Raw genomic sequence first — 12,107 nt, 5'->3', positions numbered from 1 at the left:
CCGCAAAACTACGCGTCATCTCCAACGCTTTCAGGTGCAACTAAACCTAGCTCTTCGCTAGTCATTAAACTTTCAATATTGACAAGAATCACCATGTTGTCGTCAACGTCAGCGAGCCCCTGTAAATACCGGCTATCAAAAGCAACGCCAAACTCTGGCGGTGATAAAATTTGGTCATCAGATAAACGAATAACATCCGATACGCCATCCACAACGATGCCAACAATGCGCGATTGAATATTCAGCATAATCACAATGGTAAAGTCGTTGTAAGTTGCCTCCCCCACGTTAAATTTAATTCTTAAATCAACAATGGGGACAATGTCGCCGCGTAAATTGATCACGCCTTTTATAAAGCTAGGTGCGTTCGCTATCTTGGTCACAGGTTCGTAACCACGAATTTCTTTCACCATAGTGATGTCTAATGCGTAGTGCTCATCACCTAAGACAAAGCTGAGGTATTCGTGGCCATCGCCCCCTGCAACCGTTTGATGTAAGGCTGTCTCTGTCATGAGAGCAATTCCTCTAATTGGCTTGAGGTATAAGTTGTCGCGATAGAATCGGCATCAATAATGAGTGCCACTCTTCCATCGCCCATTATGGTTGCCCCGGCAATTCCCGCGACTTTTCGGTAGTGTTCCTCAAGGCTTTTAATCACCACTTGTTGTTGCCCTACTAAGGCGTCTACCAAGATGCCGAATCGCTTTTTACTGCTTTCTAAAAGTACCACTACGCCCTCCGTTGGGTTGCTTGTGCCACTTTCAACATCCATGAAGTTGCACAGTGGAACTAAGGGCCAATACTGGTCGCGAATATATAGAACCGTGTCATTTCCTAAGGTTTTTAACTGTTGTTTTGTCGGTTGAAAGGATTCAATAATATTGAGTAAGGGGATAACAAAAATTTGATTGCCTACCGACACACACATGCCGTCAACAATGGCTAACGTTAGGGGTAAATGGATAAAGAACCCTGAGCCTTCTCCCGCACTAGACTCTATGTCAATTCGGCCACCAATAGATTCAATATTTCGGCGAACCACATCCATGCCAACACCACGGCCAGACACATCGGTAATAGCCTCGGCGGTAGAAAAGCCAGCTTGAAAAATTAACTGCCAGACTTGTGCATCGGGCATGTCATCGGTAACCACCCACCCATTTGAACGTGCTTTTTCCATTATTTTGTCGCGGTGTAAACCGCCGCCATCATCAATAATACTAATAATGATACTGCCGCCTTTTTGCTCGGCGCTTAGGATCACCGTGCCCTGTTCTGGCTTGCCTGCGGCAACACGTTTCTCGGGGAGTTCAATGCCATGGTCAATGCTGTTTCGAACTAAATGGGTTAAAGGGTCGACGATTTTTTCAATTAGGCTTTTATCTATTTCTGTAGTGCCACCTTGTAGAACTAACTCTACTTTTTTACCCAGCTTGCCAGCGAGATCTCGCACTAGCCGTGGAAAGCGGTTAAAGGTCGCCGTGAGGGGAAGCATGCGCATAGACATCACAGACTCTTGAATTTCACGGGTATTGCGCTGAAGTTCATCAATAGCCAATTGCAAGCGTTCACCGACTTGCCCTTCTACCTCTTGTCCTATCATTGATAGCATCGACTGTGTAATCACCAACTCCCCAACTAAATTCACCATAGAATCAATTTTGGTGGTATCTACTCGTATAGAAGAAGCCTCTTTCAAGTTGCTCTTTTTCGCCTGTTTTTTCGCTGCTTTTTTAGGTGCTGCACTGGTGGCGTTGTGTTGACTGTCGACCTTCGGCCTTTGACCCACTCCAGACAGCTTAGCTATTTCGGCAAGATCACTTTCTGCACTCAGCGTCTCAGTATGAAGAGGCGCTGTCGGCTTAGGGGCCGCTATATCTTCAAAAAAACCGAAATCATCATGTTCGTCAGTAGGCGCTGAGGAGGCTGGCGAATCATCAAAAAAGCCAAAACCTTGGTCCTCCTCATCCGTAGTGAGATCACTGGGCTCATCATCAAAAAAGCCGAATGCCTCATCGGTAGTATCCTCAGCATTGGCCTCACCTGGCGAGAGGATGTCATCGTCAAAGAAGCCAAAACCGTCATCTATCTGCGTGTCAGTAGGGCTCTTTAGGGCTTGCGGTTGAGCTGACTTACCGTTAATGACGCCGTTAAGCAGTGCAATACGGGTGGAAATGTCTTGTTCGGGTACGGGGGTGTCATTGCGATACGCATAGAGGGTGGCTTTTAACACATCGAGGGTTTCAAGCAGAACATTCACAATGCGCGTAGTCACGACCAACTCGTGGTTACGTGCTTTGTCTAGCAGGTTTTCCATCACATGGGTAAGATTCATAAGCGCATCAAACCCAAATATCCCACTGCCCCCTTTTATAGAATGAGCAGCACGAAATATACTGTTGAGCTCTTCAGCATCGGGAGCGTCCACGTCCAACGCCATAAGTAATTGTTCCATCGCATCAAGGTGTTCATCACTTTCATCGAAAAACACCCCATGGAACTGCTCTATATCAATGCTCATGCTGAATCCATCCAGACCGGTTGGCAGGTTAACCTAGAACGCGCTTAGTCACATCAAGCAGCTTATTGGGGTCAAAGGGTTTAACCATCCAACCGGTGGCGCCCGCCGCTTTCCCTTTCGCCTTCATGTCTCCACCCGCTTCGGTAGTTAACATAACAATAGGGGTTCGTGAATAACTGCCCAGCCCTCGCAATTTGGCAATTAATGTTAGCCCGTCCATGCGAGGCATATTTTGGTCGGTTAACACAAAATCGAAGCTCGACGATTTGCATTTATCTAGCGCATCTTGGCCATCTTGTGCCGTGGTCACGCCATAACCCGCCCCTTTCAACGTCATTTCAACCATTTGACGGATAGAGACAGAGTCGTCTACCACTAAAACTTGCTTACTCATGATTCACATTTCCTCAATAGTGTGTTGATACTATTTAATTCCGTTTTCCATTTAGACGATGCTAAAACAGCTCTACGTCACCTGCGCTCATAGATGTTGCAGACACAGGGTTGTGATCGGTTTTACCTCGTTGTGCTAGTGCTTGTTGATAGGCGTCTAGGTCTGCGACAAATTGTTCTAAATTGTCGGCGTTAAGCTGCTGTAATTGCTCAATAATAAAGCGAACAATGTCTTGGGTGTAGGCAAGGTGTTGCCCGTTAATATCACCAAATTGCATTCCGCGAATGGCCGTGCTTATGGCAACATCAAGTGACTGTCCAATTTCCTCTATTTGCTTAGTGGTTGAATCGTCCGACTCTGCTTTTTGAATGATAAATGCCAGTTGCTCGCTAATATGCGCTTTTGCTTCTACCACGTGAGAAATATCTTGCGATGCCACAAATTCAGCGGTTTCAGTTAATTTATCCACCAAGCTTCGTATGTTTTCCACTTGCTTTTTAATCACGTCGCTAAACTGTGTTGAGCGAGTAGAGAGTGCTCTAACTTCGTCTGCCACCACCGCAAAGCCTCGGCCTGCCTCTCCGGCTCTCGCCGCTTCTATGGCAGCATTCAATGCTAATAAATTTGTTTGCGCAGAAATATCATCAATACCGCTAAGGGCATCTATAACAGTAGGCATGGCTTGCTGTATGGTTTGCACTTGTTCCATTAAGTGCTGGGTTGATGACGACATTTGCTCGGTGGAACTGATAAAACTCGTTAGCGTATTATCAGTGTCTTTTGCAAAGGTACGCATTTTTTCTGGATAGGAGATATTTTCCGTTTCGCCTACGGTTAACAATGAACCAATACACGCTATTTGTTGGTTAACCAGTTGAGTTAAATGGGTAAATGCATCACTGAGCGTAGATACCGCATCGTCTTGCGTAGAACGGATGGAAGATAAGTTTTCATCACACACTAACAGAGAATCAGCCACTTTATTTCCTGTCATAACAACATCTTCACGAGACGCAGACAGGTTTTCCGTAATATCGACAGAGGCTTCCTCAACAGGTATGACGGCTGCCTTTAACGACACTGCGCATACACCAATGAGTGCCAAGGATAACACCGCCATGGCAATGACTGGCTGAGCCAAAAAGTACACTGCCCAAGCAGCAACTAACCCTAGAACCACAACTGTGATGAGGAGGCCAGCCTTCGAACTCGCCCCCGTGGAAAATACCTCATTGCTCCGTTGCAAAACGCGCTCCCAAGCTTTACTACTTTTTTAGGTAACCGAAAGGTAAAACACGGTTAGTCTGCAACCACATTGAAGGTATTAGTTGAACCAATTCCGCCCAAAGTCACAACTTAAAGCGAAGTAGTAAAGCGATAAGTTCATCTGTGAATATATGAGAGTAAGCGTAGTACCCAATTTCAAAAGTAGGCAAGAAGCGCAACGATTTTTTTAAAAAAAACTCTTTTTAACGCTAATTTGTGCCGAAGCTACTTAATTTAGTCGCGATTGCGCACGTAAATGCGAGGACACAACACACCAAGAATAGCTGCCAATGGGCAACGGGTATGAACTCCAGCGCCGAGGTTAGAAACTGCCCCAAAAACACAGCCATAGCAAAATACGATAAATGTTTACCGCGCTTTTCCTCACTACTGACTTCTACGGTTCTATGGTTTAGCAGTGGGATAGAAAAACCAAACCCAACACCGGCCGCCACAGCGGCACCAATGAGCCAAGCTAAAGTGCTGGTAGTAGCGAATAAACTGTGCGCTAAACCGTAGGTTACAAAGGCGATGACAAGTGTCATTTTATTGCCAACTTGCTTTACAATTTTTGGCATTAACATGGCTGATAACACAGCAACAAAAGAAGTAAACGACAACAAGTACCCTGTTTCTGCTTCACCAAAACCGAGGCCAGCTAAATGTGTAGGCAACATAATGAACATACTGAAAAATAAGCTCATTGCCATAACGGCTAACAAAATAATAGGCTTAACCGATTCGTCTTGTGGAGTGGCCTGCCAAGCCAAATTTGGTAATGTTTCATCCTTGGCTTCTGCTTGCGATAACGTGCGAGGTTTTGGAACGAAAGCCGAAACCAATAGCGCACAAACTAACGCCAGCGCGTAGATAATAAACGGCGCTTGCCAATGAAGCTCAGTTAATAGCCCACCAAAGAATAAAAATATCACGCCCCCCAGCTCTATGGCCATGCCTTGCTTAGCCATCATCGAAAGACGTTTTTCTCCTTGAAACCAATAAGAAATCACCGCAGTGCCCGCCGCCATTTGCCCAGCGGTGAAAGCCCCCAATAATATACGGTCTATCGCCAACGGGAAGGGCCCTTCTAAGAATGCGCCAGCACAGCCAAAAATAAAGTATCCCCACAAGCTGATTAACAGTGTTTTCCGAGCGCCTATTTTGTCAATAAGTGTGCCGAAGACCGGGGCAAATAAAATGGCCCCTAATGCTGGCAGGGTAATCAGCAAAGGCGCATATTCTTGAACGCCTAGCTGTTGAGAAATGGTGGTTAATCCAGGCGCAATGGCCGCACCTACCATAATGGTTAACATGGCGGAAATAAGGAGTGAGTATTCTCCATAACGAGTAAGGGTAAAAGATTTGTTATTAGTCGCTGTCATAAAAACCTCGAATTCAAGCTTGCCTGTATTGAAAAGCATTGGCTTTTGGGAAAGCTTAACTGTATCGCTATTTACCTTACTTATTAAATGATATAAATATGGTCTATTTATCTTATTTTGGCATAACCATGAATTTTAAACATTTACGGACCTTTGTTGAGGTTGCACATTGCAAAAGTTTTTCAAATGCCGCCACACGATTGCACACGGTGCAAAGTGCAATAAGCCGACATATCACGGCTTTAGAGCGAGATATACACGTCACCTTATTCGAGAGAAATACCCGAATGGTAGAATTAACGCCTGCGGGTGAGCGCTTTTTACAGCACGCCGATGCTATTTTGAAGCATTGTAGGTTAGCGAAAGAGGATGCCCAGTTAGTACAGCGCGGCGAAAAAGGTCTTTTACGCATAGGTTACTTAAGTTCAGCCTGCGTGCATTTTCTTCCTCACTTATTACGCAACTTCTCTACCTTGAATAGTGGGGTAACCGTGAAACTTGATGAAATGACAGTATCGCAGCAGCTACAAGCCTTTACTGAGAGCGCTATAGATATTGGTTTTTCTCGCCCTATAGAAAAAACACATGAAGGCTTATTAAAAGAAAAACACCTGTTTGATGACCCAATAGTGGCGGTTGTGGCCAGTGATCACCCACTTGCAACAAAAACCGTGTTATCACTTGCCAATATTGCTAAGCATCCCCTCATTCTATTTGCACGTGCGCATGCGCCAAGTTTATTCGACAACCTGATGACGGCGTTTCACTATCAGCAATTGAAACCGAATGTGGTGAGTGAACCTAAGTCGATGCAAGCCCTCTTAACGGAAATAGCCAGCTCTCAGTGCGTGGCATTGGTGCCCGCATGTATTCAAAACCTGCATACTAAAGGTTGTACGTTTGTGCCTCTACAAGCGCCCATGCATGCAGAACTAAAGATGTTGTGGCAAGCGAAACCCAATGCCACCACCCTTACTTGGCTAAATTGGTATGATGCATACGGGCAGGACATTATTGATCATTATTCTCGTTAACCCCCCATTGTTGAGCTAATTGCACCTTGCCTTCCCAAGCATTAGCATTAACTGGAACGCTATTTCACATTTAACCTTGAAAATAGGAATGATTATCAATAACATTGGTGTTATATCTCTTTCATTTATGACCCTCACATGTCAGCCGCACGAATACTGATCATAGAAGATGACGTTACTTTGAGTGACCAGATTGCTCATTTGCTAGAAGATAGCGGTTTTACCACCCGTCAATGTCAGGATGGACAAAAGGGATTATTTGCCGCGCTGCAGCAAAGTTTCGATCTCATTTTGCTCGATATTCTTATTCCCTCATTAGATGGCTTATCGGTGCTTAATCAACTCAGAAAGACAAAGCAAACCCCGGTTATGATGATTACTGCTTCAGGGGCCGAGCAAGAGAGGATAGAAGGCTATCGAACAGGGGCAGACGACTACCTTCCTAAACCGTTCAATTTCACTGAAATGTTGCTTCGCATAGAGGCATTATTGCGCCGTAGCAGCCGAGACGTGGCGGCGCATTCACAGCCCAGTCAATTACAGATTGGTGATTTACGGCTAAATAGAGTAAATCAAGGCGTGAACATTGGGCAACTCACCCTCGAACTCACGCCAATACAGTTTAAGCTACTATGGACACTTGCGGAAAACCAAGGCGAGATCCTTAGCAAAGCGTTTCTCTATCAATGTGTGTTAGACCGGCCTTTCAGTCGATATGACCGAAGCCTAGATATGCACCTTAGCCGTGTGCGGAAAAAACTGATAGAAGCCGGTATGCCCTGCGATTGTTTAGCGACGGTACACGGAAAAGGTTATCGATTTTCATGAAAAACAAACTCTTATGGCGGTTATGGGCCATCATTGGGTTGGGCACAGTAGTGCTGTTTTTAGCCATAGATTGGTTAACAAACCATACCGAAACCAGCATGAGCTTTATTGCCGATAACCACCAGCAAACACTGCTTAATTATGGCAAACAGGCTGAGCATATTTACCTTACCCAAGGTGAAGACGCCTTAGCCGAATATATCAAGCACATCCAACTACAGGAACAGACGTGGGCTGGCGTAGTCACCTCTAAGATAACCCCTTTTGCTGACAGTGAATTAGTGCCCTTGTTCACTGATTACTTTCAATTAGGCCGTGGGGTGGAATGGAAAATTCACCTCTATTTTGCCCAAAATCCCATTATGGAAGTGCCCTTTGTGGATGATGCCACCCACTTGTTGATACAGCTTCCCCAGCGTATGCGCCCTGGTGCCTTTTTAATGATGTTTCGGCTGTTACTGCAAATAGCCCTGCCACTTATTCTTCTTTGTTTGCTTACGTATGTGGTGTATCAACATGTGATGCGCCCCCTGAAACGGCTTGAAAAAGCGACACAGGAATTCAGCGATGGGAAGTTGGATGCTAGGGTGACACCGCTCTTACCTAAACGTCATGATGAACTCACGGATATCGCCGCTACCTTTGATAAAATGGCTGATCGCACCAGCAACCTGATTCAAAATCAACGTCAACTTTTAGCCGACCTTTCCCACGAATTACGCACCCCCTTGGCGCGAATTGATATGGCGGTAGACTTTGTAGAGCAAAACCTTAATCAGGCCCAAGCACTGGAACGGCTGCGTTATGAAGCCAGTACTATGCGAAGTTTAGTAGAAGACACCTTAACTTTTTCGTGGCTGTCAACGGAGCTTCCTAGCCTTAACACCGAGACCTTCGATTTAGTCGAGCTTATCAATGTTATTTGCGACGACGCAAAATTTGAATACCCTCACAATATGCTGCATTGTGAATTGCCCGAGCAGGCCATGATAGAAAACAGTAGCCAAGTAGCGTTAGGCCAAGCTATAGAAAACGTTATTCGCAACGCCCTTCGCTATACACCACCGGAAAAAGCAGTGAGTGTGCATCTGAAGAAATTGCACAACACCTATACGTTAACCATCTCTGATAACGGGCCAGGCGTGCCAGATGCCTTATGCGACGATATATTCAAACCTTTCTTCCGTGTTGAAAAGTCTAGAACAGCCACCAAAATGCGAGGCGAAGGTGAGGCGGCGGCACATTCGCAGAAGAACCACGGCCATGGTATGGGGCTAGCACTCGCACAACGTCAGGTGCATGCCGTTGGCGGGGAAATTAGTGCGCATAATCGTATCGATGACACCGCCGGCCTTACCATAGCCATTGCCCTTCCTATCAACGCTACGTCAACTACACTAGCGTCAGTATAACGGGCTGTTTAATGGCCTCTACTTAGAGGCTTTCAGGCGTTTAACGCCTAACATAAAGCCGGTGTACACAAGGTAACACGCCAGCAATGAAAACAACCCTGCGATAGTTTGACCAATGAAACCAAAATGTTCTCCGGTATGCAGAAAACGCGCCGTGCCCCATGCTTGCCCACCTCGGCTCCAATCTTCTTTCCTTAACACCTTTGTGACCTCGGGGCTGCGGGTATCGAAGTAAAGCGAGTACGACATTGACTGCCTATGTCCTATGCTTTTATCAATAAAAAAGCGTGCTTCGTATTCGTGCTCTCCTATTTCCATCCACATTGAATACCAATCGTCGTAATCGTTGCTGTTTGCATGATTTTGAGCGGCAAGAAAAAGAGTTTCGTAGTCAACCACATCTAAGGACAACGAGGTTACTTCTTCATGCTGTTCACGTGGCGGCACCTGCTCACCAAAGAAACCATATAACGCGGTATTTGCCCAAGAGAAATGAAACAAAGTGGCGGTAATGGCAATAATGAAAAGAACAGGAATGCTCCACACGCCCAGCACCAAATGCCACTGTCGGCGGCGATGATGGCGATTGGTGTAATGGTGACGAAACCAAAGATGCTGCTTAAATGATGCAAGGCGCAATTTATTGGGCAACCAAAGATACGCTCCACTGACAATAAGGAAAATAAACACTAAATTAGCGTAGCCATTCACCGTTTTCCCTATGCCTTTAAGCTCGCCTTCTAACAGTAAGTATCGATGAAGGTTAGTAAGCCAATGAAACACCAGCGCCACATTGCCCTCCCCTTCTCTTAAAATCTCACCGGTATAGGGGTGGAATAAGTAGCTGTCACGCCCTGCCCAGGCAGGCACGGCCGCACCTTCCCTGTTTACCCAACGTACGTAAATATGGGGGGTTTCAGGGTGTAGTGCTTGAAGCTTATCGACAATATCATCGGTGGAGAGCCTTTGCTGGTTCTGGGGTACATCCACACGGTATCGCATTTCGTCAAGTTCGATAAACTGACGTTCGTAAGTTAATAGAAACCCAGTTAGTGACATAAGAAATATAAAAATCCCCGCCACTAAACCCAAAATAAGGTGAGTCCAGAAGACCCACCTTTTCACTGTTTTTGCTATTGCCATAAGAGTGTTTAGAAGTCGTAGCTTACTGATACTCGAATATCTCTACCCGCTTCTTTTGGCCCAATGACGCTCCCGAACACCTCACTGTAATCACCGACACTTGAATGATCGATATAGGCTTCATCAAACAGATTCGTCACCGCGAGGTTGACCTTGAAGTTGTTACTGACAAACCATTGCCCATACACATCAACCGTGGTGTAGCTAGGTTTATTTAGGTCGTACAAAGAATCGGTCCAACCGTTCTGCAAAGCCTGATGCAGGGTTTCTATGGTAAGTGAATTGACCCGTGTAATATTGATACCTACGTTGAGGTCGGTGTTAATATCATAGTCAACACCCAACACCCATGTATCGCCGCGACTATTCCCTAGGCCAACAAATTCATAGCCGTTAAGGTCGATGGTATCGTATTCAACATTGTACAAATCAGCGCGTGGTGATAGCTCAGTATCCACGCTAGAGTAACCAAAGAATATGTTTGCATCACCCAATGCGTAGGCAATATCAAATTCAAAACCACTTGATTCTAGGTCGCCGATATTATTGTAAACCGAGTCGCCTTCAAAGCCGCTAAAAATCACATCATCGATTGTGCTTTCAAATACCGTGAATCTCGCGTGCAAGTCATCAGCTTGATATTCAATTGCCCCTTCAATATTGGCCACGGTTTCCGGCACCACATTATTACCCACAACCGGAACATCGCTACCGTCATACAAGTATTCGTCAATGGTAAACCCGTCGCCAATTTCCTTTCCTCGGGCTGCTTCGGCATAACCAAGGGCTAATTTCCAGGCCTTTGACAGTTGATAGGTAAGCCCAACATTCATGCTTACTTCGCTGTCATTTAACCCGGAAGGCTCATCGGTGACCGGGTCGCCGTAATATTCATCAAGTAATATGTCTTGCTGGAAGTCATAGTCATCGAAGCGCACACCATAGCTTAATGTGAGTTCTGGGTTTATCGCGCTATGGGCTTGGGCATAGACTCCTAGCACACTGCCCTCTTCTGCATTTTCTACAGCCCCCTCAGCCGGGCCGCTTTCCACTTCGTCATTGCGGTAATCTACGCCGTAGGTAAATACATGGTTTGTCGTTTCACTGGTGTTGCGAATATCAAAACCATAAGTGTCGATGTTTGCCAACCAATCAAAGCGACCTCCTCTAAATGACGAAGAGGTGTTGTACGCTGTGGCTTCTAAGTACACCATAGCGCTATAGTCTAAACGGTAATTTGCTACTAAAGTGTCACGCTCAGCTTCACTGGGATACAGCGCTGCGCCTTCTAGCACAACCCAATTAGGCCTTGCCGAAAATTCACCTTCTTCATCACGCTTTTCATAGCTTAGTGACGCATATTGGTTTTCAGAGAGGTTGCCGCTGGCTTTTACGAATAACAAGTCTTGGTCGGCAGCGGTACCATAAATTTCATTGCCGTCGCCGTCTTCCATGTTGTCTCTATCTGAGGTGCTGTAATAACCTAGCACGCCCCAATCTTCATTTAGCTTGCCATAAACACTGCCACTGTATCGGGTGCCGTCGTTACTAAAGTAACTGGCTTTTACACGGCCACCAAAACGTTCATCGTCGCGCAGAAGATCGCTCGCATCTTTCGTTTTAAAACGAATAGCACCGCCAATAGCACCAGGGCCACTGGTTGCCTCACCGGCTCCAGCTTGCACATCAATTTGCTTTAACAAGTCAGGATCTAAGGTTACACGACCAATATGGTGAAATAGGGTTGAGGTTTGCTGAGCGCCATCAACCGTAATGTTTAGATAAGCATCTTCTAAGCCGCGCACGAAAATTTTCTGCGCAACGCCTACCGAGCCACCCACACTTACCGATGGTGACTCACGAAAAATATCAGCCAAATCATTGGCCTGAAACTGCTCAATGTCTTCAGCGGTAACACTTAAGTTGGTAGAAGCCCCGACTATTGAAACCCGTTCAATATCCTGTGTGTCTTCTACATTTGTTGCTTGTGCATGTACTGCGGTGCTAGATAACGCGCAAACCGCGCCAATAAATACTGACTTCTTCAAAAAATGCTCCCATTGAGTGTTGTGACTCTAAACGCGAAACATTCTCATTAAGTTTTAGACAAAAGAATAGTTATTTTAC

At 45.7% G+C, this 12,107-nt stretch carries 10 protein-coding genes; 3 read left to right on the top strand and 7 right to left on the bottom strand.

The genetic code is table 11. The annotated features are described in order from the left end of the window. Positions 1–8: 8 nt before the first annotated feature. From EP13_RS01760 to EP13_RS01740, 5 genes are all read right to left on the bottom strand, one after another. A complete protein-coding gene (locus EP13_RS01760; RefSeq protein WP_044055699.1) occupies positions 9–512 on the bottom strand; it encodes a chemotaxis protein CheW in 504 nt (167 codons plus the stop codon). Beyond that, the gene (locus EP13_RS01755) at positions 509–2,521 is read right to left on the bottom strand and encodes a chemotaxis protein CheA (RefSeq protein ID WP_044055698.1); all 2,013 of its coding nucleotides are present in this window, start codon (positions 2,519–2,521) and stop codon (positions 509–511) included. The genes EP13_RS01760 and EP13_RS01755 overlap by 4 nt, the downstream gene beginning before the upstream one ends. A 28-nt stretch (positions 2,522–2,549) precedes the next feature. Then, the gene (locus tag EP13_RS01750; protein ID WP_044055697.1) at positions 2,550–2,915 is read right to left on the bottom strand and encodes a response regulator; all 366 of its coding nucleotides are present in this window, start codon (positions 2,913–2,915) and stop codon (positions 2,550–2,552) included. 61 nt (positions 2,916–2,976) lie between these two features. Continuing rightward, complete coding sequence (locus EP13_RS01745; RefSeq protein ID WP_044055696.1) at positions 2,977–4,161, bottom strand: methyl-accepting chemotaxis protein; 1,185 nt, start codon at positions 4,159–4,161, stop codon at positions 2,977–2,979. A 229-nt stretch (positions 4,162–4,390) separates the two neighbouring features. Continuing rightward, positions 4,391–5,563, bottom strand: a complete 1,173-nt coding sequence (locus tag EP13_RS01740; RefSeq protein ID WP_044058667.1) for an MFS transporter — start codon at positions 5,561–5,563, stop codon at positions 4,391–4,393. 128 nt (positions 5,564–5,691) lie between these two features. Between EP13_RS01740 and EP13_RS01735 the strand changes: the two genes are divergently transcribed. The 3 genes from EP13_RS01735 (at position 5,692) to EP13_RS01725 (ending at position 8,837) form a co-directional block, all read left to right on the top strand. After that, positions 5,692–6,597, top strand: coding sequence for a LysR family transcriptional regulator (locus tag EP13_RS01735; protein WP_197035943.1), 906 nt, complete (start codon positions 5,692–5,694; stop codon positions 6,595–6,597). A gap of 138 nt (positions 6,598–6,735) precedes the next feature. Next, complete coding sequence (locus EP13_RS01730; RefSeq protein WP_044055695.1) at positions 6,736–7,425, top strand: response regulator transcription factor; 690 nt, start codon at positions 6,736–6,738, stop codon at positions 7,423–7,425. Beyond that, positions 7,422–8,837 carry a sensor histidine kinase gene (locus tag EP13_RS01725; protein WP_044055694.1) on the top strand — a complete coding sequence of 472 codons (1,416 nt, stop codon included), beginning with the start codon at positions 7,422–7,424 and terminating at the stop codon, positions 8,835–8,837. The genes EP13_RS01730 and EP13_RS01725 overlap by 4 nt, the downstream gene beginning before the upstream one ends. Before the next feature lie 18 nt (positions 8,838–8,855). Here EP13_RS01725 and EP13_RS01720 read toward each other — a convergent pair whose 3' ends face one another. Together EP13_RS01720 and EP13_RS01715 are read right to left on the bottom strand one after the other, a co-directional pair. Further along, the gene (locus tag EP13_RS01720) at positions 8,856–9,980 is read right to left on the bottom strand and encodes a PepSY-associated TM helix domain-containing protein (RefSeq protein ID WP_044055693.1); all 1,125 of its coding nucleotides are present in this window, start codon (positions 9,978–9,980) and stop codon (positions 8,856–8,858) included. 8 nt (positions 9,981–9,988) lie between these two features. After that, positions 9,989–12,028, bottom strand: a complete 2,040-nt coding sequence (locus tag EP13_RS01715; protein WP_044055692.1) for a TonB-dependent receptor domain-containing protein — start codon at positions 12,026–12,028, stop codon at positions 9,989–9,991. Positions 12,029–12,107 lie beyond the last annotated feature (79 nt).

The sequence above is a fragment of the Alteromonas australica genome, from assembly GCF_000730385.1.
In the GTDB taxonomy this organism is placed as follows: Bacteria; Pseudomonadota; Gammaproteobacteria; order Enterobacterales; family Alteromonadaceae; genus Alteromonas; species Alteromonas australica.
The sequence above is the reverse complement of the archived record's forward strand: the minus strand, read 5'-3'. Positions and strand labels throughout refer to the sequence as shown.